19 protein-coding genes and 1 tRNA gene are annotated in these 20,476 nt (G+C 38.5%); 7 read left to right on the forward strand and 13 right to left on the reverse strand.

The features are described 5' to 3' along the window. Positions 1-85 precede the first annotated feature (85 nt). From ilvN to orn, 8 genes are all read right to left on the reverse strand, one after another. A complete protein-coding gene (ilvN, locus tag ABJD71_RS13865; protein WP_348170428.1) occupies positions 86-583 on the reverse strand; it encodes an acetolactate synthase small subunit in 498 nt (165 codons plus the stop codon). Beyond that, positions 583-2,301, reverse strand: a complete 1,719-nt coding sequence (locus ABJD71_RS13870) for an acetolactate synthase 3 large subunit (RefSeq protein ID WP_348170431.1) — start codon at positions 2,299-2,301, stop codon at positions 583-585. Before ABJD71_RS13870 ends, ilvN begins: the two co-directional genes overlap by 1 nt. 202 nt (positions 2,302-2,503) lie before the next feature. Beyond that, positions 2,504-2,878 carry a DUF413 domain-containing protein gene (locus tag ABJD71_RS13875; RefSeq protein WP_348170434.1) on the reverse strand — a complete coding sequence of 125 codons (375 nt, stop codon included), beginning with the start codon at positions 2,876-2,878 and terminating at the stop codon, positions 2,504-2,506. A gap of 175 nt (positions 2,879-3,053) precedes the next feature. Continuing rightward, a complete protein-coding gene (locus ABJD71_RS13880) occupies positions 3,054-3,542 on the reverse strand; it encodes a DUF4442 domain-containing protein (RefSeq protein WP_348170437.1) in 489 nt (162 codons plus the stop codon). A gap of 204 nt (positions 3,543-3,746) precedes the next feature. Beyond that, a complete protein-coding gene (locus ABJD71_RS13885; RefSeq protein WP_348170440.1) occupies positions 3,747-5,363 on the reverse strand; it encodes a sulfotransferase in 1,617 nt (538 codons plus the stop codon). Between the two features lie 35 nt (positions 5,364-5,398). After that, on the reverse strand, positions 5,399-7,915 hold the full coding sequence (locus ABJD71_RS13890; RefSeq protein WP_348170443.1) for a TonB-dependent receptor: 2,517 nt from the start codon (positions 7,913-7,915) through the stop codon (positions 5,399-5,401). A gap of 466 nt (positions 7,916-8,381) precedes the next feature. Beyond that, positions 8,382-8,456 (reverse strand) — tRNA-Gly (locus ABJD71_RS13895). 168 nt (positions 8,457-8,624) lie between these two features. Beyond that, complete coding sequence (gene orn, locus ABJD71_RS13900; RefSeq protein WP_348170446.1) at positions 8,625-9,170, reverse strand: oligoribonuclease; 546 nt, start codon at positions 9,168-9,170, stop codon at positions 8,625-8,627. A gap of 102 nt (positions 9,171-9,272) precedes the next feature. Here orn and rsgA point away from each other — a divergent pair, with 102 nt between their 5' ends. The 3 genes from rsgA (at position 9,273) to ABJD71_RS13915 (ending at position 12,161) form a co-directional block, all read left to right on the forward strand. Beyond that, complete coding sequence (rsgA, locus tag ABJD71_RS13905; protein WP_348170449.1) at positions 9,273-10,304, forward strand: small ribosomal subunit biogenesis GTPase RsgA; 1,032 nt, start codon at positions 9,273-9,275, stop codon at positions 10,302-10,304. Positions 10,305-10,423: 119 nt separating this feature from the next. Beyond that, positions 10,424-11,284 carry an archaetidylserine decarboxylase gene (gene asd, locus ABJD71_RS13910; RefSeq protein ID WP_348170452.1) on the forward strand — a complete coding sequence of 287 codons (861 nt, stop codon included), beginning with the start codon at positions 10,424-10,426 and terminating at the stop codon, positions 11,282-11,284. 4 nt (positions 11,285-11,288) lie between these two features. Beyond that, the gene (locus tag ABJD71_RS13915; protein WP_348170455.1) at positions 11,289-12,161 is read left to right on the forward strand and encodes a DMT family transporter; all 873 of its coding nucleotides are present in this window, start codon (positions 11,289-11,291) and stop codon (positions 12,159-12,161) included. Between the two features lie 375 nt (positions 12,162-12,536). On the opposite strand, the gene ABJD71_RS13920 is transcribed toward ABJD71_RS13915, so the two are convergent. From ABJD71_RS13920 to gpmI, 5 genes are all read right to left on the reverse strand, one after another. Beyond that, positions 12,537-12,941, reverse strand: coding sequence for a MerC domain-containing protein (locus tag ABJD71_RS13920; RefSeq protein ID WP_348170458.1), 405 nt, complete (start codon positions 12,939-12,941; stop codon positions 12,537-12,539). A gap of 103 nt (positions 12,942-13,044) precedes the next feature. Next, positions 13,045-13,971, reverse strand: coding sequence for a DUF808 domain-containing protein (locus tag ABJD71_RS13925; RefSeq protein WP_348170461.1), 927 nt, complete (start codon positions 13,969-13,971; stop codon positions 13,045-13,047). Between the two features lie 4 nt (positions 13,972-13,975). Continuing rightward, a complete protein-coding gene (locus ABJD71_RS13930) occupies positions 13,976-14,716 on the reverse strand; it encodes a divergent polysaccharide deacetylase family protein (RefSeq protein WP_348170465.1) in 741 nt (246 codons plus the stop codon). 97 nt (positions 14,717-14,813) lie between these two features. Continuing rightward, the gene (locus ABJD71_RS13935; RefSeq protein WP_348170509.1) at positions 14,814-15,908 is read right to left on the reverse strand and encodes a peptidoglycan DD-metalloendopeptidase family protein; all 1,095 of its coding nucleotides are present in this window, start codon (positions 15,906-15,908) and stop codon (positions 14,814-14,816) included. A gap of 70 nt (positions 15,909-15,978) precedes the next feature. After that, a complete protein-coding gene (gpmI, locus tag ABJD71_RS13940) occupies positions 15,979-17,511 on the reverse strand; it encodes a 2,3-bisphosphoglycerate-independent phosphoglycerate mutase (protein WP_348170468.1) in 1,533 nt (510 codons plus the stop codon). A 259-nt stretch (positions 17,512-17,770) separates the two neighbouring features. Between gpmI and ABJD71_RS13945 the strand changes: the two genes are divergently transcribed. Genes ABJD71_RS13945 through gpsA form a run of 4 tightly spaced genes read left to right on the forward strand, consistent with a single transcriptional unit; the run spans position 17,771 to position 20,004 of the window. Then, the gene (locus ABJD71_RS13945) at positions 17,771-18,196 is read left to right on the forward strand and encodes a rhodanese-like domain-containing protein (RefSeq protein WP_348170471.1); all 426 of its coding nucleotides are present in this window, start codon (positions 17,771-17,773) and stop codon (positions 18,194-18,196) included. Positions 18,197-18,210: 14 nt separating this feature from the next. Next, complete coding sequence (gene grxC, locus ABJD71_RS13950) at positions 18,211-18,468, forward strand: glutaredoxin 3 (RefSeq protein WP_348170474.1); 258 nt, start codon at positions 18,211-18,213, stop codon at positions 18,466-18,468. Between the two features lie 24 nt (positions 18,469-18,492). Continuing rightward, a complete protein-coding gene (gene secB / locus ABJD71_RS13955; RefSeq protein ID WP_348170477.1) occupies positions 18,493-18,993 on the forward strand; it encodes a protein-export chaperone SecB in 501 nt (166 codons plus the stop codon). A gap of 12 nt (positions 18,994-19,005) precedes the next feature. After that, complete coding sequence (gene gpsA, locus ABJD71_RS13960) at positions 19,006-20,004, forward strand: NAD(P)H-dependent glycerol-3-phosphate dehydrogenase (RefSeq protein WP_348170512.1); 999 nt, start codon at positions 19,006-19,008, stop codon at positions 20,002-20,004. Positions 20,005-20,476: the final 472 nt, after the last annotated feature.

The following is a 20,476-nucleotide window of genomic DNA, read 5'->3' on the forward strand; positions in this document are numbered from 1 at the left end:
ATTTAATGTAAAAAAGCAAACAGCTCTCACTGTTTGCTTGTCAAAAACCCAACCTGTCAATATGTAAAGGCCTTATCAAAAATAACTAAGGTCGAAGTGCTTTTTCACCTCTGGCTAAACCACACACACCCGATCTAGATACTTCTATAATTTCGGTACATTGCCCCAATGTATGAGCAAATGCATCTAACTTATCGCTGGTTCCAGTAATTTGAATTGTGTAGTTGTATGCATCTACGTCAACAACCTGAGCTCTAAATATGTCTACATTACGCTTTATCTCAGCTCGCACTGACTCGTTACGAGTGGCAACTTTAATTAACATAAGTTCACGTTCAATATGTACGCCATCAGACAAGTCTGACACTTTTAATACATCAATAAGCTTATTGACTTGTTTAGTAATTTGTTCAATTACTTTGTCATCAGCTTCTGTGACTATCGTCAACCTAGATAAACTTTTATCATCAGTTGGTGCAACACTCAATGAATCAACGTTATAACCTCGTTGAGAAAAAACACCAACCAATCGAGACAAAGCACCTGGTTCGTTTTCCATCAATACCGATAAAATTCTTCTCATTAGGTTCGCTCCGTCTTACTTAAACGCATATCATCCATAGCACCATACTTAATTTGCATTGGATAAACGTGTTCATTTTGGTCTACTCTAATGTCCATAAACACTAATTTGTCTTTTTCAGCAAAACAGCGCTTCATTGCATCATCCAACTCTTCTGGTCTATCTACTCTAATCCCGATATGACCATAAGCTTCAGCCAGTTTTACAAAATCAGGTAATGAATCCATATAAGAATGAGAATGACGACCTTTGTAGATCATATCTTGCCATTGGCGAACCATACCTAAAGCACGGTTATTAATAGAAATAATTTTTACTGGGATGTTGTATTGTAAACAGGTCGCTAACTCTTGAATATTCATTTGAATACTACCATCGCCTGTAACACAAGCTACCACAGATTCAGGATGAGCCATTTGTACACCCATCGCTGCTGGAAAACCAAACCCCATTGTTCCAGCACCGCCTGAATTTATCCAACGTCGGGGCTTAGCGAATGGATAGTAAAGTGCAGCAAACATCTGATGTTGACCTACATCAGAGGTAATGTACGCATCGCCACCTGTATGCTTATAAAGTGATTGCACCACTTCTTGAGGCTTTATCTCAGTATCACTTGTTTTATATTCAAGGCATTTCTTAGCACGCCATTGGTTAATCTCTTGCCACCAATCAGCTAAACGTTCTGTTTGAGCTTGGGTATCAAAGCCTTCAAGCTTTTCAAAAAACTGCTCTAATACTCTATCGATAGAGCCGACCACAGGAATATGTGCAGCAACTGTTTTAGAAATTGAAGTAGGGTCAATATCAACGTGTACTATGGTTGCATTCGGACAAAACTTAGCAACATTATTTGTTACCCTGTCATCAAAGCGCGCACCTAAGGCAATAATACAGTCAGCATTATGCATTGTTTTATTCGCTTCAAAAGTACCGTGCATACCTAACATACCAACTGATTGTTGATGAACTCCTGAAAATGCACCTAACCCCATCAAAGTAGATGTGACTGGGCAACCTAACGTTTCAGCGAGTTTAGTGACAGCATCAGATGCTTCACACGCTACCGCTCCACCACCGACATACATAACTGGGCGTTTCGCGGCTTTTATCACTTCAATTGCTTTCTTAACCTGCTTATTATGCCCCTTCAGTGTAGGGTTATAAGAACGTAACTCTACTGTACTTGGAAATTCGTAAGGGTGTGACTCTTGTGGATTCACAATGTCTTTTGGTAAATCAACCACTACAGGGCCGGGTCGCCCTGTATTAGCAATATGATAAGCCTTTGCAATAGCCGCAGGAATATCCACTGCTCGTTTAACTAAAAAGCTATGCTTCACTATAGGTCGAGAACAACCAATCATATCTGTTTCTTGGAATGCGTCTTCGCCAATATGCATAGTAGGGACTTGACCTGAAAGCACTACTAGTGGAATTGAGTCCATATATGCAGTTGCAATACCTGTAATGGTATTGGTTGCACCCGGACCAGAAGTTACTAAAACAGTTCCAGTTTCACCTGTAGCTCTAGCATATCCGTCTGCCATATGGGCAGCAGCTTGCTCATGCCTGACTAGTATATGTTCAACATCATCTTGAACATATAAAGCATCGTAAATATCGAGTACAGAACCACCAGGGTAACCAAATACATGTTTAACTCCAGCGTCTTTAAGCGCTCGCACAACCATTGCAGCGCCTGACATCATTTCCATAACGAAATCTCCTAAAGAAGGTTATTAAATAAGGACGGGCACTATACGTGAGCAGTTAGAAAGAATAAACAGTTAGAGCCATAAAAGTGAGACACATATCCCTATATACAACAATATTAGGATGAAACCACCAATTAAAAATAAAACAACCTGAATTTTAGGATAAAAAACCACAAAATACAGAATGAAGAGTTAAGACATCCTATTCTTCATCTAATTCTATAGAAATATCGTCATCTTCACCGGTACTCTCACCGTCAATCTCTATAGAGGCCTTGTGAGAACCATAGATACTTCCCATTTTAGGACGGTTAATTCGCTTTTGATATTTAACCCAAGCCTTTTCAGCAATACTTTGTGGGTCTTGCTTGCCAAATGCGGCGGCTAAGAAGTTTTCGTCTTCAGGTGTTGATGGTGAGATTTCACCATCAACTAAGGCGGCGATGAGTACCCCATACTGGGACAAAGCTTTACTTTCATTTATTGAAAAATCACCTGAACGGGAAAAACCATATGGATAGTTTTTAGGATCGTTGAATAATCGACTGACTAAAGATTCTCTGGTAAGTTTTGTCATAGCAACACCTATCAAAATCATTTAAATTATTGGTTTAAAAGAAACAAGGTAAAGCCAAGGTTGTACACTTAACCTTGTATATTGTTTTATAATTTAAATCAGAAATCTGTCAACTAATAAAATCGTCTTTAGAATGAAGTTTTTATGACATTTTTCAAAGTAGCCATACGCAGAATTAGCGCTTAGGTACCCAAGCCCAAATCATTTCACAAATTAACGGTTCAATACCTGTTTCATCCAGCACCGAAATTTTTACATTTACTTCGCCTTTATCGGTACTTTGCATTAACTCAATTTGCTCATCGGTAAGGCTCGAAACAGCAGTCATGTCACCCGTGGCGCGTTTGACGTAATGTAAGTCCATCCTTTTGATAAGTGGAAGTTTATCGCCGGGCAAATTAATTCCAACAATAAATCCTGTGCATGATTCTGCCAATAATGCCATTGCAGCTGCATGGACACTACCAATATGGTTTTGAGCTTTGGTTTTATTTTTTTGCCGGTAGGTCGCCGATTTACCATCGGTGCGCAGCACTTCAATCCCAGTTGTTCCTGCTAGTTTAACTTTATGCCTGAATACCCAAGTCATAAGTTTTGAACTCAACCAAGTTGGATATTGATTAACTCGATCAACAAATTGTCTTAATGGATTAATACTAGTCATGACGCCACCTCTGGTTAGACCAGTTTAATTATGTGTTTGTATCACAACAAAAGCAATCATTTTACACAGTGGCAAGTATTAGGATTTCAAAAGATGCATGACTGATCGAATACAAGATGAAGCGGTTGACTTAAAAACTTATGCATATATGAAAAACATACAACACCAAACGACTACACTCGCTAGATGCTGCAATTAATGCAGTTAAGATTTAAGTACGCCCTTCTCTCGAAGTAATGTTTCTAAAGGAGCTGTATGTGGTTGGAACTTTTTCCAACGACCAACAGATTTAGCATTAATGGGCTCTCTTACTTGCACTTTACTAGCAGTAGAAACTGGAGCCGTGTTTGTTTCAGCATGAAGGCACTGCTCTTGCCACTCAAGATCACAAAAATCTAATAGTTCAGCTACCTTTTCTCTCGGCTCTGCCACCAGCGCTTGATAATCCAATAGCATAACATTGTCGCTATTTTCTTTTGCTTTTTGATGGGCTAATTTAAAAAACGCTGTATAAAATAGACCTATCGTATTCAAATTGTACGCGTAATGATAATAAGGGCTATTGATTGAAAATAATTGTCGATAGTTACCGATACAGGTGTCCATAGGGTCACGCAAAAGACAAATTATTTTTGCTTTAGGTAACGCCTTACGAATTAGGTCAATATAGAAAAAATTAAATGGTAGTTTATCAATAAAGTGAGTTGTTCCTCCTGATACCGCTTGAGTTCGTTCTAAATAACGCTCTCCTAAGGCTTTAAAATCTAAGTGTTGTGCCGCTTTTAAGGTTTCGACATCAAGCACTTTAGCTGAGTTGGTGTGAGTAAGCTCTTTAACTGCCACCCCAAAATCTTGAAGCTCTCCACATGAGTGAACCTGAGTATGGTTGCTTAAAATACGCTCCACTAAGGTGGTACCTGAACGAGGCATACCGACAATAAAAATAGGCTGTGTAGACGGACTGCCGCTACTTTCATTACTGTTAATTACTAAAGACGCTAAATAATCAAACAAAGCTTTATCATCAGAAAACGAATAATTAATAGATTCAACTTTATGACGCTTTACCTGATCTAAAATTTGAAAACTTTTATCAAAACTCCCTATCGCCTCGTACTCTTTAGATAACGCATGACCTATGTGAAGTAGGTCATCTGAATGGTTGTTACCATCGATCAGACTTTCTAATCGCGCGATATGATTTGACTCTTGAGTCATGCCTCCAATATCTGACAGCGCAAAATGTGCTTGGTAATACTTAGGGTTTAACTTTATTGCTGCTTCAAACGCTTCAATCGCTTGTTGAAATAGCCCTGCAAACTTTAACGAAACTCCAAAGTTGTAATAGAAAACAGGGTTGTTTTTTTCGGTACGTAAAGACTTTTCGAAATAAGGTAGCGCTTTGGCATGGTCTCCTACGTGACTCAGAGATACCCCTATGGTGTCTAACGTTAATGGGTTTGAAATTACTGATACAGGAATATGCTCTACCACTTTAACAACCGCAGACATATCACCGAGCAGGCTATAACACTTAGCTAAATGCGCAAAATATTCGGCTACGCCTCTAAAAGAGATGGCTTTTTCAATCAACTTAACTGCTTTCTTAATTTGGCCAACTTCAAAGTTGATCATTCCTAATAAAAAATACGCATCGGCATGATCAGCCTGCTGCTCTATTATTTTTACACACAACCCATGGGCTTTTGCATAGTCTCTTTGATTAAGCGCCACTTGAGCATTATGGTGTAGGATTTGAATAGTATTTTCAGTCATAGAAATCGAATTTTGTACTTTTAAAGGAATTAAAAAAGGGTACACGATGTACCCTTTTTAGTTAACGTTTTTGTTAAAACTTACATTTCGAAATTATAGGTAAACTTGATACCTACTTTACGTGGGTTGATTACATAATGACCGTAGCTTCGTAATAAATCGGTGCCATTAGTAGAGTATACGGACGAATCTCCGTCACCATTCACGTAATACTCCACTCCCTCATATAAACCTTCGCCAATACTAGATACATTACTTCGAGTAGATGAATACGCATATTTATTGAACATATTGTCAATATACAAAGTAACTGCCCAATCATCATCCGAAATAGATGCACTAATATTACTTAACCCATAGCCAGCAAGCGACTCACCGTCAGCACGTGACCCCACTTTTGTTAACACATCACTTTGTGCTGTAAAACCATAAGTAATATCTAACAATTTGTCAGAAAACACTTCTTGGGTGTACTTCAAACCAAGAGAAAACTGTTGCTCTGGAGAGCCTGGCAATCTGTCACCATCTTTACCGTCGTAATTATCTTGAATAGGTAAGATTGCGTTTCCATCATCATCAACAAAGATATCAAACAAGAATAGCGCGTCGTCCGTTAATTTTGCTTCAGTGTAAGAATACGTAGCATAAGCCGACAAATTATCAGTGAGTATGGCTCGGCTAGAAATTTCTACCCCTTTAGAATTAGCGGTTGCAGCGTTAGATGTAATTGGTTGTTGTCCATTAACTGTTGCACCCGATACTTGGGCATTATCCCAATCAACGTTAAATAAAGCTGCATTAAAATGAAACTGATTCTTTAACCATGTGCTTTTAAACCCTAACTCATAGTTAGTGGTAGTATCAGGCGTATAAAGCACCTCATTTGGTAAGGCACATACGATCTGAGTGGCTATTTCATCAATGTTGTCTGGACATGCCGCAACACCATTTGACCCACCAATTCTAAAACCTTCGCTAACAGTGAAGTAACCCATAAAATCATCTGAAAACTGGTAGCTGGTATTGAATTTAAACAAGTCGCCAGAGTCACCAGCCGTTTCGGTCGATAAATCGATTTCTAAAGAGTCAGAGTCTCTTCCATCAAACACTGTGTAAAATAATGGCAAATCAACCGCTGAAGATGACGTCACATCATAGTTGTATTTTCTTAGTCCAACAGTAACGTCCCACTTTTCGGTGATTTGGTAACTTAGCTCACCAAAAATTGCCTTTTCTGTTGTATCTGTATAACCGACGGAATAGTACTCAAGGGAATCAGGTCTTAAATTACCGTCCACTCCCCATACATTTATCGCGTACTCATCAAACCCCGGAGTAAACTCACTACTTTCCCCAAAGCTCTCAACTTTGTTATAAAAGCCGCCCACAATCCAAGATAATGCAGAATCACTGGTTGATACTAATCTAAGCTCTTGGGTCAAGATCTCCACATCATCAACTTCTCGTGTAAAGGCCGAAAAAGCAGGAAATTCTTCATAACTATAGTCTAAGCGGATCAACAAATCTGTTTGATCTCGCTGCCCGAGAGCATTGTATTGTGATTTACCCGTCGCAGAAACAAGCTCAGCAAACCCTAAATCAACTTTCATTTCTAGGCTAAGCAACGAATCTTCTTTTTCTCTAGGCTCTTCATAACGATAAGCTGACTCATACTTTCCAATAAGTCCAGAAAGAGGGTTGTCTTCTGACAGCGCACCATAATGTGTTATTGAACGGCCTTCAACTTCTTGATTTTGATAGTAGTAAGATAACGTCGCATCAAACTTATCGTTTGGCTGCCAGCGAAGGGCAACTTTAGCTGATAACGTGTCTTCGCCATTAGCATCTTCAACTTGCTTTAGGTTTTCTTCAATTGCTGTTTGATCTGTCCAATCTGGATCAGGTAAAGACACACCACTTTCTCTAACTACATAATTGTAATCAATAAAGCCTGGGTTGTGGTATTTATTAAGAGATACTCTTAGACCTAATTCATCTTCAATTAACGGGGTGTTAAATACAAAACCAGCTTCACCACCTAAACTAGCGCTTTCAGACTGAGAGAACAAATCACCGTAAACTTGACCTTCTGTTATGTCTAGCTCAACTTGTTTAGGAATATAACGAATTGCACCACCTAATGTACCTGCACCGTATAAAGTACCTTGTGGTCCAATTAAGACTTCAACTCGATCAACATCATTTAATCTTAAATTAATGAATAGAGGAATTTCACCAACATAAGTAGCAACCGTTCCGCCATCTGAGCCGGGGCCGGAAGAGTTAGTATTAAGACCGCGAACAATAATAGGTGAGTCACTGCGCCCACCTTGATCAGTCACTGTAAGGCCCGGTACCCAGCGTGCAACATCATCTAAATCTGAAATATTTTGTTCTGATAAAGTATCAGATGTCAACGCAGTGATGTTTAGAGGGGCATCCTGTACAGTTCCCGTTCTTCTGGTTGCTGTAATTTGAATGGTTTCAATTTGTGCCTCTTCTTCTTGTGCAACCGCAACGTTTGGTAAAAGGTTAACAGAAACTGCTAATGCAATAGCCGAGTAGCTAAAAGCTTTATTATGTGTTTTATGTGTCATGTAAATCTCTTTGTTCGTAACTATTTTGGAGTGGACTAAAATGTAATTAGGTTGTTGCGCGATCCGATGCGGCTCTAAACAATACATAGCATGTTTTATGCCGTCTTTGATTAAATTAATAAGTTAGAAGTAGCATGTTGACAATAAAATATGAATAATTATTCACATTACATTGAAATTAGTTAAAGCCCTAAAAGAAACAACAACAACAGAGCCCAACCACGGTGCAAAAAAAAACATATATCCAATAATAAAATCAGCCTTAGCACCATATTAAACCAACCACGCACCACCCCAAAGCATAGAGAAAACAATAAATATGCACTTCTGATAAATTGTATGTATCAATGCATGGGTCTAATCAAAATAGGAGTATAATATTTCACAATGCATACTAAAGATTGAAATCTAGGATTCTAAATGGTGTCAGCACAGAGTCATAAGGTTAACCATAAGATTGAAAATTTGGAGCGGGAAACGAGATTCGAACTCGCGACCCCAACCTTGGCAAGGTTGTGCTCTACCACTGAGCTATTCCCGCTTAATTTTTTATGCTTGTTTTAAGTTGTGGTTACCTAAAACGGAGGCGCATTTTACAAAAATTAGATTGTGATGCAAGCTTAAAAATGATTTTTTTTTGTTTTTTTGTTTATTTGCATAAATACTCGACAGATGATTCAAGAATTGTACAGTTACGATAAAGTAATAATTAAATATTAAAAACATGTTGGCGGTAATAAGCCATTTCAGCGATGGATTCACGAATATCGTCAAGTGCTAAGTGAACACCTTTTTTATGAAAACCATCAAGTACTTCGGGTTTCCAGCGGCGGACTAATTCTTTTATGGTACTCACATCAACATTCCTATAATGAAAATATGCTTCTAACTCAGCCATATACTTCACCAGAAAACGACGGTCTTGCCCAATAGTATTTCCACATAAAGGAGATATACCTTTAGGAACATAAAGCGCCAAAAATTCAATGGTTTGTTCAACAGCCTGCTCAATAGTAATAGTACTCTGCTGACATCTAGCGGTTAATCCAGATTTTCCATGGGTATTGGTACACCATTCATCCATACCATTCAAAACATTGTCTGGCTGATGGACTGCCAACACCGGCCCTTCAGCTAGAATGTTGAGATCTTTGTCTGTCACTATAGTGGCGATCTCTAATACAACATCAGTCTCAGGATCAAGTCCTGTCATTTCCATATCAATCCAAACTAAATTTTCGTTATTTACTGACATTGTCGCCCCTGAGTTAAGAAGAATGCTGGATAATATTTGGTTTAAAGGCAACCAAACGGTAACATGATACTAGAAATCGTATTAATTACAGCAAAGAATCACGTGGCAAAAAAACCAAAGCTAACTCATCGTCAAAAACGTCAAGTATCAGTAAACCGCACTAAACGCTTGTCTGAGCCTTCAAAAAAGTCTGAAATTGAAGATAACCAACTAGGTGAGCAGCAAACGGGTCGGGTTATTGGACGCTTTGGGAAACACGCTGACGTTGAAGATGATATGGGCACCATTCACAGGTGCCATATGAGGCGCACTATAGGTAGTGTAGTTTGCGGCGATGAAGTATTATTTCGACCCGGCAAAGATCAAACCCTCACCATAAGCGGTATAATAGAGGCTGTTCAAGATAGACAATCAGTCCTTACACGCCCAGACTTTTACGACGGTGTTAAACCTATTGCTGCAAATATCGATCAAATCATTATTGTAAGCTCGGTATTGCCTACCTTGTCTTTAAATATAATAGACAGGTATCTAGTTGCTTCTGAAGATGTTGAAATTACACCTGTTATCTTGCTCAATAAAATTGAGTTACTTAACGACCAGCAAAGAGGTGAAGTTGAAGGGCAACTCAATATTTATCGAGATATTGGTTATCAAATTGTGTATACCAGCTGCAAAACAAAAACTGGAATTGAGCAATTAGCTGCATGCTTAAAAGATAAAGTAAGCGTTTTCGTGGGTCAATCAGGTGTTGGCAAGTCAAGTTTGATTAATGCCTTATTGCCTGATGCCGATGAAGTAATTGGTGATATCTCCGACAACTCAGGTTTGGGACAACACACTACTACAACGGCAAAACTGTTACATTTCCCTGCAGGGGGTGACCTTATTGATTCGCCAGGTGTTCGAGAGTTTGCACTTTGGCATTTACCAACTGAACGGTTAACCCATGGGTTTAAAGAGTTCAGAGAGTATTTAGGCGGTTGTAAATTTAGAGATTGTAAACATGGTAACGACCCTGGGTGTCTAATAAAGCAAGCTGTACAAAACAACCAAATTAGTGAGCAGCGTTATCAGAGTTATCACAAAATATTAGCAAATATGGACGAACTTCGACCATCTCACGCAAAATAACCTTATAAAAATCAAAACGATAAATTCTACTAGCATATAGCCTATTGAACTTAGCGAAGATCACACTAGTTTAATTATTCAGGTACACTTTTAAGTAGATTATAGGTTAGGATTCCATTTTGTTAGATTCATTAAAAATTGCGCTGCAATATATCACCCCAAAACACTTACTTTCTCGACTCATAGGGAAGTTGGCAGCGGCAGAAGCTGGAGCTCTCACTACGGGTATCATTAAGCTTTTTATAAAACAATATAAAGTGGATATGTCCGAAGCGTTAGAATCAGATCCAGAGTCATACCCATCTTTTAATGCTTTTTTTACGCGATTACTGAAAGATGATGCCAGAACAATTTGCGCCGATGAAAACCAGTTGGCCCTTCCAGTTGATGGAGCTGTAAGCCAATTAGGCGATATTAACTTTGACTCGATTTTTCAGGCTAAAGGTCATAATTATAGTTTGACTACATTACTAGGCGGAAAGCCTGAAATAGCCGAACCTTTCTTAGGTGGTAAATTTGCTACTATTTATTTATCGCCCAAAGACTATCACCGTATTCATATGCCTATTGATGGTCAACTAACCGATATGATTTATATCCCTGGAGAGTTATTTTCAGTTAGTCCATTAACCGCAGAACGAGTGCCAGGTTTGTTTGCTAGAAATGAACGTGTAGTGGCCATCTTCGATACAGAAATTGGAAAAATGGCCATGGTTTTAGTGGGTGCAACGATAGTCGCTAGTATTGAAACAAAATGGGCCGGTACTATTTCTCCACCTACAGGCAAAAACGTACAACATTGGCAGTACCCTGTTCAAGGCGAAAATTCAGTCGCCATCAAAAAAGGGGAAGAAATGGGCCTCTTCAAATTAGGTTCAACAATTGTTGCTTGTTTTGAAGCTGATTCACTAGATTTCACAGACTTACAAGCAGGAGACGTTACGCGCCTCGGCGACGTTTTTGCAACGATTAAGAACTAACTAAGTGGATCCCGTTAAAAAGAGCTTAATATCTCTGCACTTCACCGTAGTTTTATTAGGAGCTACTGCACTTTTCTCAAAAATAATCCCTTTATCTGCAATCGACATTACCTTTGGACGTTCAATAGTCGCCTGCGTGATGTTAGTTGCTATTCTAAAATTTACGGGGCGTAAATTTAGGCTGCTCAATACTAAAGATTATGTTGTTGCACTAATATTAGGCTTACTAATGGCCGCACATTGGGTAACTTATTTCGCGGCGATGCAATACTCTTCTGTGTCAGTGGGAATGATAGCTTTGTTTACTTTCCCCGTCATAACAGTATTGCTTGAACCTTTTTTTGAAAAAATAAGCTTAGTTTGGCAAGACATATTTAGTGCATTAGTCGTATTACTTGGTATTTGTCTCATTGTTCCAGAGATTTCTTTAGATAATGATGTCACCTTGGGCATTTTAATCGGGGTAATTTCAGCACTGTTATATTCACTTAGAAATCTAATCCATAGAAAGCACTTTTCCCATTATTCTGGGGCTCAAGCTATGGCTTACCAAACACTTGTTATATTTGTATGCCTGAGCTTTTTCTCTTCAGAGCAATTGTTCACTGCCGATAGGCATACTTATATTTGGCTATTAGTGCTGGGCACTTTTTTAACCGCGCTACCTCACGCCCTTATTGCCGCCAGTTTACGGCATTTACGCGCAAAAACCTTTTCACTTGTAGCATGTATGCAACCATTTTGGGGGACGACAATGGCGATAATCATTTTGAATGAACAACCCAATTGGCAAACGTTTCTAGGAGGAGTATTAGTTATCTCAGCTGCTATATATGAAACAATTAGTGCTCAAAAACTTCACAGAAAACAACCCTGAACACGTCAAGGTCGACAAGCAACAAGAAAATGCTCTTAAGCTATTCATGACGAACAAACAGTGTTTTAGCCGGCAATATTGCTACTTCTTAGTCTTGGCTAGATTGTCCTTATAAATGAACTGTACGAAGAAAAAAGGTTAGAAATGGCAATGATTTAATTTGCTGTAAACATGGGTGCAGTTCTTATTGCACATTGCTTAGGTATAAAGTTATTGACTCTCAAGAGCCATTTTTGAAGTTTTAAACGAACAAACTGATTTACTGCAATTTTGCTGAACCTTACATAATAATGATGTTCTTTCTTATTAAGTTAGCTATTTAGCTCTACAAATAATAGGGGAAGTGCACCATCAAGTGCAGCCAAAAAGAATGATTTACGAACTTGCACAACCTGATTTACAATCCTGACAACTTTTGCATAGTTTCAAGTTAACAATGTGTGCTCCAACAATCAGTATTGCACCAGTTGTGACGATGAAAGGTTCGTAAGGCTCACCAAACATATCTTTGTTCCAGTAAATTACCCCGCCTAACGCTAAACTATATAGAGGGTAAAGTTGCCTATGATAACGATAAAAACCTGAAAACAAGGCCAAAAAACCAACGAACATTGAAAAAGACAAAATACTTCTTTCGAACCACCCTTGGGCAAAAAATGACGCCCCTACAAAAGGAATAATAGGGATTAAGACTGGTAACAACAAGCAATGCAGCGCACATAAACTTGAGGCCCATATACCTACTTTGTCCAGTAAGCTTCTATCATTATTAACTTGCATTGAAACACCACGTCATTTTTCGGGGCATTATGGTATAACATTTCGAAAAAGATACAAGAGACTCAACAAGTAATTGTGAGCAATTTCCAATCGTTAGTCTGAGTTATTCCTTCACTTTATTTATAGCTGTAAAAGCAACTAACACGAGAACTCCAGCAGCTACACCAACTAAACCTTCAAGTAAAATAGGGGCTAATACAGAAATAAACGCTACTCCTTCAAAAATATGAAGTATTGGCTCTAACATATGGTGAATACTTGAAATACTATGAACTAGAATTCCACCTCCAACCAAAAACATAGCGGCTGTCCCTACTATAGATAGAGTTTTCATTAACAATGGCGCAATAATTAAAAGACTGCGACCACATGCTCTTTGAATGGAATTGAATCCACCAGATACTGACTTTCTTAATAAATATAAGCCCGCATCATCTAATTTAACAATACCTGCAACTAACCCATATACCCCGACAGTTATTGCAATGGCTAATAATGAAACCACAGATACTTGAGTCATAAAAGGTTCGGCTTGTACCGTACCTAATACAATCACAACAATTTCTGCTGATAGAATAAAATCTGTACGAATTGCTCCTTTTATTTTGTTTTTTTCTAGTGCAACTAAATCGGTTTGCGGGTCAGCAACAGCTTTTAATTTTTGTTTGTGCACTTCATCTCGTTCATCTTTTGAGTGCAAAAATTTATGAGCAAGCTTTTCAGCGCCTTCAAAACATAAATATAGACCTCCGATTACTAAAAGAACCGTTATAAGCCAGGGTAAGAATGCACTAATTAGCAAAGCCGAAGGTACTAAGAGCAGTTTATTTAAAAATGAGCCTTTTGCTACAGCCCAGACAACTGGTAACTCTCTCTCAGCTTTAACTCCAGAAACCTGTTCAGCATTTAACGCTAAATCATCGCCTAGCACTCCAGCCGTTTTTTTTGCGGCAACTTTTGAAAGCACAGCAACATCATCTAAAATAGTCGCGATATCGTCAATTAAAGCCAATAAATTTGCGGTAGCCATTAAGTTAATCCTTAAATAAAAGAGGTATAGAAGCAGTGTATTTTGGAAAAAGATCACTCAACTTTGACAATGTTATCTGCTGTTTCTCAAGTGCAGGTAAATGCCCTTGCAGGAAGTGTAACGTTTCTGGATGGGGGTGCGCTATTCCTACTGCATAGCCGTTTTTTTTTGCTAGCTCTATTAATCGATTAAATTGAATTTCAATTTCTTCTAATTCAACCACATGGTCAAGAAATACATGTCTCATAGTATTTGGTACACCAGTTTGCTGAGCGATGCGTTGAGCTTTACTATATCGGGTAGTTCGACTATCAACAAAAAACAAGCCTTTCTCTAATAAGAACTCCATTGTCACGGATAAAGGAAAAGACAGTTGTGTAAACTTACTTCCCATATGATTATTCAGCCCAATTGCATTAGGTACAGTGTCCAATGCCTTTTGTAGTCTTCCAATAATAGCTGTAGCAGACATTGTAGACAATAAAACGCCTTCTTCTTGATTTACCCCCCCAAGGGATTCCATGGGCATATGTAAAATGACTTCTCTTTGTTGTTTTGCTGCTTTTTCCGAAAAACTTTTAGATAGAGCTTTATTAGGAAGAATAGCAAAGGCAATATTCTCAGGTAATGAAAACGCTTCTGCGTCTTGGGGTTTATTTCCCATATCATCCATAATCAAAACAATCTGCGATGATTGCACTGAAACGGAGGCGACCAATAATAAAAAATTTATAAGAAAACGCATTAAATAGTAATTAATCTCTCATTTAGTTAAGGGAAGATTCAAGTTCACAAAATTCGAAATAACTCGTAACCATATCAGGTGTGAATAATTAAAACGTTTAAAGTTTCAACCATGAAACTGGATTAACAGGTTTACCTTTATGGCGAATTTCAAAATACAGATTAGGTCGACTCTGACCACCACTTTGCCCTAAAAGAGCAATGGATTCGCCAGCGGATACCGAATCACCGACTTGTTTTAGTAGCGCTTGGTTATGTCCGTACAAGCTCATAAAACCATCACCGTGGTCTAAGACGGTGACTAACCCAAAGCCTCTTAACCAATCGGCGTATAAAACTTTTCCATCGTGAATAGCAACTACGTCATCGCCAGAATCACCGTAAATAACGACACCTTTCCATTTGATTTGCCCCTGCCGAAATCTTCCAAACATCTTACGCAGATTGCCTTTAGCAGGCACCAATAAGTTACCTCTTAAATTACTTAATCCTACTAAGCTCACATTTTCTTGCTCAATCTTTTGTTGCGCTCTAACTAACGCTTCCATAAGGTTCTTTTCGTTTATTTGTAACTGCGCAATTTTTGCTTCATCTGACTCGATAGAGCTTTGAAGTTTGAGCATTGTCGACTGTCTATTAGACAACTGACTCTTCAACATTGACTGTTGTGATATTTGTTCTGATTTGAGTTTTTTTAATTCTGACTGACTATCGATTAATTGTGAATTAACAAGCGTCAATTCTTTAACCAAATGATTAAAACTATCAATTTGTTCCTTTCTAGCTTTATTTAAATATTGGTAGTAAGTAATAGTACGCTCAAAATTTGCCGCATCTTTTTGATTCAACAGCATTTTTGCAAAGTCATAATTTCCTGTCATATATGCACTTCGAATTTGCTTTGCGAGCTGCGATTTTTGTTGATTTAATGCTTTTTGATATTCTTGCTGCTGCTTCAGTAACTTGATTTGTTGTTTTTGATTATTAACTATTTGGGAATCTGTGTGATTCAAACTTTTAGCGGTTTTAGCAACATTTAGCTCTATTTTTTTTAAATTCTCGTGGAGCTTTTTGGCTTCGTTTAACTGTTTTGCTATTTGTTTCTTTTTATCTTCTATTTGTTTTTGAATTAACTCTAAATCACTTTTGTCTTGAGCCAAAAGCTGTGGAGTAGTCGCTACAAATAAAAACACTACCGAAACTAAGCTGTAGATAAAGCAGCTTAGTTTCGAAGGTTGTTTAATGACAAACTGTTTCAAAAGCCTAAGCCAAAGTCACAATAGGTGTTCCTGTCATTTCGCTAGGTTGTGGTACGCCCATTAAATGCAGCATGGTAGGCGCAACATCACTTAATGTCCCTCCCTCTCTAACAATTGATTTTTTTCCAACATGAATGAAAGGTACCAACTCACTAGTGTGTGCAGTATGAGCTTGGCCTGTTTGCTCATCTTGCATTTTTTCGGCATTACCGTGATCAGCCGTAATTAAACAGTCACCACCATTTTCTTTAATAGCTTCTACTATTCTTGCAATACACGAATCTACCGCTTCACAAGCCTTTACAGCGGCGTCAAAGTTACCAGTATGCCCAACCATGTCACCATTTGGATAATTGCATATTATGGCATCAAACTTTCCAGATTTAATTGCATCCACCAATTTATCTGTTAGTTCCTCAGAGTTCATTTCTGGTTGCAAATCGTAAGTGGCCACTTTAGGTGAAGGGATCAAAATACGCTCTTCACCTTCATAAAGATCTTCACGGCCACCACTATAGAAAAACGTCACATGAGCATATTTTTCGGTTTCTGAAATGCGCAGCTGAGTTTTATGGTTTTGTGCAAGCCAATCACCCATAACGTTAACCAATGGCACAGGTGGGTATGCTGAAGGAGCATCAATGCTCTCTGCGTATTGTGTCAATGTAACAAATGCACTTAAGTTAGTATGTTTACTTTTTGAAAATTCACTAAAGTTTGACTCAACAAATGGACGACTAATCTCACGAGCTCTATCGGCTCTAAAATTCATAAAAAAGACTGAGTCACCTTCTTCAATAGGACAAGCTTCACCAATAACGGTGGCTTGCATAAACTCATCATTCTCATCTCTTGCATAAGATGCATCTAGGGCTTCAATTGCATTTTCAGCACTACAGCTACCTGTCGCATTTGCAATGAGGTTGTAAGCTTTCTCTACGCGGTCCCAACGAGCGTCACGGTCCATCGCATAATACCGGCCAATCAATGTTGCTGTTTTCCCCACGCCTAAATCTTTAAACAAGGCATCTGCTGCTTCAAGGGGCTTTTTAGCGCTTCTTGGCGGAGTATCTCGCCCATCTAAGAAAGCATGAAGATATATCTTCTTAGCACCACGTTTTGCGGCCATTGTTAATAAAGCAAAAATATGGTCTTGATGACTATGGACACCACCTGCAGACAATAGCCCCATTACGTGAATCGCTTTATCTTGAGTAATCGCTTTATCAAGATTGTGAGTTAAGATTGGATTTTCATAAAAATCACCATCATCTATTGCTTTGGTCACACGCGTAAAGTCTTGATAAACCACTCTTCCAGCACCTAAATTTACATGGCCTACTTCAGAGTTTCCCATTTGACCTGGCGGTAAACCAACATCCATACCAGAACCTGAAATCAAGGTATTAGTGTAAGAATCACATAAACCATCTAACACAGGGGTGTTAGCATGTGCAATTGCATTGCTAGTTAGGTCTTCACGATGGCCCCAGCCGTCTAATATAATTAACGCTGTGGTTTTTTTCTTCTCGGTCATTATCTAATCCTCTTGAATAAACTATGCATTTAAAGTTGATGTGTGCTTACACGCTAATTTCAACGTTTATTTGAATACCGCTAATGGTATCTTTACTGGCGGTGCTCGTCACGACCATTTCGACTAAAAAACTAAATGGATAACAATAAGTTATTCATTGCTCATGATATCAAAGTATTATTGGGCTAGTTTCTATCAACAAATTCTATATACTTTCCCATCATTTTTTTAAGTAATTACGTAAAGAGACTCAATCCATATGGATCAATTAATAGAATTTGTTACTAACCACTACATATTGTCTGGTTTATTTGCTGCAATATCAGTGGCATTAGTTTATTCAATCGTCGCTGGACAACTCTCTTCTGTAAAGGACTTAGGTACGCACGACGCTACTTTATTGATGAATAAAGAGGACGCATATATATTAGATATTCGTCCTGCAGCTGAATTTAAAAAAGGTCACATATTGGGCTCGAAACAAATTAAAGCTGAACTAGTAAACAAGGCAGACTTTAGTCCCCTTGAAAAACTAAAAGACACACCCATTATTGTTATCTGTGCCATGGGCATGACATCAAAGCGTACGGCTTCACAAATGTTGAAAGCAGGGTTTACCAATGTCGTGACATTGAAAGGTGGCTTTAATACTTGGCAAAGTGCCAACTTACCAATTACTAAGTAATGTCAGGAACAACTATGAGTAATGTTATTATTTATACCAAGGGATATTGCCCCTATTGCCATAAAGCAAAAGCCTTATTGACTAACAAACAAGTCAGTTTCAAAGAAATTGATATTGAAGTACAGCCAGACTTACGTGATGAGATGATAACTCTTGCCGAAGGTCGTTCAACGGTTCCTCAAATATTCATCAATGACAAACATGTGGGCGGTTGCGATGACCTGTTTGCATTAGAAGCAACCAATAAACTAGATAGCCTATTAGCTAACTAATCAACTAAGTGGAAGGACATTACAATGGCTGACGAAAATCAACCTAACGAAGCTGCAGAACAGCCTACGGCTCAAGGCCCTCAGTTTGCAATTCAAAGAATTTATACAAAAGATATTTCATTTGAGACACCCAATTCGCCTGCTATGTTCCAAAAAGAATGGAAGCCTGAGGTAAAACTAGATTTAGATACCAAAAGCAACCCAATCAGTGAAGGGCTGTATGAAGTTGTTTTATCAGTCACAGTAACTGCATCGATTGGTGAAGAAACCGCATTCTTATGCGAGGTACAACAAGCAGGTATTTTCAGTATCGGCAAAATGCCAGAACAAAATCTTGCACAGATGATTGGCGCGTTTTGCCCAAATACATTATTCCCTTATGCACGTGAAGCAATTTCAAATTTAGTTAATAGAGGTACTTTTCCTCCACTAAATTTAGCGCCTGTAGATTTCAATCAGGTATTTGCTGCATACATGCAAAAACGAGCTCAGCAAGAGCAAGCTCCTCAAAAGCTTGATGCTTAAGCGGACACCTTCATATTGAATTCTGTATGTGTATTGGGGGCTGGGTCTTATGGCACAGCCCTAGCATTCTGCCTTTCTCGCAATAAAGTAACAACTACGTTGTGGGGTCGAGATAAAAGTCACGTATGCAACATGTCTACAACTAGATCAAATGAAAAGTATCTACCTGGCTTTACATTTCCTGATTCTTTATCAATAGAACATAACCTACAAAAAGCAGTGGCATCTAGTCACGACATTTTGGTCGTCGTACCAAGCAGTGGGTTTTCTGACACATTAAAAAACATCCAACCTTATCTAACCCAAAAACATCGTATTATTTGGGCAACGAAAGGCTTAGAGCCGGAAACAGGAAGACTGCTACATGAAGTAGCAGTTGATGTATTAGGCCAAAATTTACCTTTTGCAGCCTTATCAGGACCTACTTTCGCTAAAGAGATGGCTGCGGGCTTACCTACTGCTATATCTTTAAGCTCTACTGATGAAACCTTAGCAGCAGAGTTTTCTGATAAACTACACTGTTCTTCAACATTTCGAGTTTATAAAAATAATGATTTCATTGGCATCCAGTTAGGTGGGGCAGTTAAAAATGTCATAGCAATTGGAGCTGGCCTAGCTGATGGCTTAGGGTTTGGATCTAATGCTAGAACAGCCCTAATCACACGAGGACTAGCGGAACTGACCAGACTGGGCATCCAAATGGGTGCAAAGCCAGAAACCTTCACTGGTATGGCAGGCTTGGGTGATTTGGTATTAACTTGCACAGACAACCAGTCACGAAATCGAAGGTTTGGCTTAGCGCTAGGTAAAGGAGCATCAATAGAGGATGCTATATCTGAAATCGGCCAAGTGGTTGAAGGCTATAAGAATACTAAAGAAGTCCATATTTTAAGTCAGCGCATTGGTGTTGAAATGCCTATATGCGAACAAATTTATTTAGTTTTGTATCATAACAAATTAGTCAAAGAAGCAGCAATTACGCTCCTGGCGAGAGATAAAACAACAGAGTAGTGTACCTTCGATTAGCCCAACTTGAGATAAGGTTAAACCTACACTTCACAAATAGCATCCCATTACAATTGCATTTAGCATCAAGACATACATTTTACTTGATCATCTAATATCAACATCCTCATTTAAAGCTTTGAACTTTGCTGATTAATTATAGAAATATAACTTAACCTGATGGTTGACCCATTACTAAAGTATGCTGTTTGAAAACAAGCATTTGTAATAGACGGGAAGTTAATTGATCTAAGCTCAGCTAAAGTAAACCCTCAATAATAAACCTTAATATTAAACCACGATAGTTTCACTGAAGGCAGTCACGGATGTAGGTAGAGCCGTAAAATATCTGAAACATTCTATGTCTACTTTCCTATGGGGGATAACTGGTCTTTTTAGGACCGCCGTTCCGCTCCATTTTTCAACGAGGCATAGACGTGTATTTCACTACTCTAGGTTTATTTCTGTTCATTAAGTA

Source organism: Paraglaciecola sp., assembly GCF_039943935.1.
Classification (GTDB): domain Bacteria; phylum Pseudomonadota; class Gammaproteobacteria; order Enterobacterales; family Alteromonadaceae; genus Paraglaciecola.

Coding starts and splice junctions, on each gene's coding strand:
- ABJD71_RS13945 (WP_348170471.1), top strand. CDS start 17,771: ATGGATCAATTAATAGAATTTGTTACTAACCACTACATATTGTCTGGT.
- gpmI (WP_348170468.1), bottom strand. CDS start 17,511: ATGACCGAGAAGAAAAAAACCACAGCGTTAATTATATTAGACGGCTGG.
- ABJD71_RS13875 (WP_348170434.1), bottom strand. CDS start 2,878: ATGACAAAACTTACCAGAGAATCTTTAGTCAGTCGATTATTCAACGAT.
- ABJD71_RS13920 (WP_348170458.1), bottom strand. CDS start 12,941: ATGCAAGTTAATAATGATAGAAGCTTACTGGACAAAGTAGGTATATGG.
- grxC (WP_348170474.1), top strand. CDS start 18,211: ATGAGTAATGTTATTATTTATACCAAGGGATATTGCCCCTATTGCCAT.
- ilvN (WP_348170428.1), bottom strand. CDS start 583: ATGAGAAGAATTTTATCGGTATTGATGGAAAACGAACCAGGTGCTTTG.
- secB (WP_348170477.1), top strand. CDS start 18,493: ATGGCTGACGAAAATCAACCTAACGAAGCTGCAGAACAGCCTACGGCT.
- ABJD71_RS13890 (WP_348170443.1), bottom strand. CDS start 7,915: ATGACACATAAAACACATAATAAAGCTTTTAGCTACTCGGCTATTGCA.
- ABJD71_RS13870 (WP_348170431.1), bottom strand. CDS start 2,301: ATGGAAATGATGTCAGGCGCTGCAATGGTTGTGCGAGCGCTTAAAGAC.
- ABJD71_RS13880 (WP_348170437.1), bottom strand. CDS start 3,542: ATGACTAGTATTAATCCATTAAGACAATTTGTTGATCGAGTTAATCAA.
- ABJD71_RS13925 (WP_348170461.1), bottom strand. CDS start 13,971: ATGGCTACCGCAAATTTATTGGCTTTAATTGACGATATCGCGACTATT.
- orn (WP_348170446.1), bottom strand. CDS start 9,170: ATGTCAGTAAATAACGAAAATTTAGTTTGGATTGATATGGAAATGACA.
- ABJD71_RS13930 (WP_348170465.1), bottom strand. CDS start 14,716: ATGCGTTTTCTTATAAATTTTTTATTATTGGTCGCCTCCGTTTCAGTG.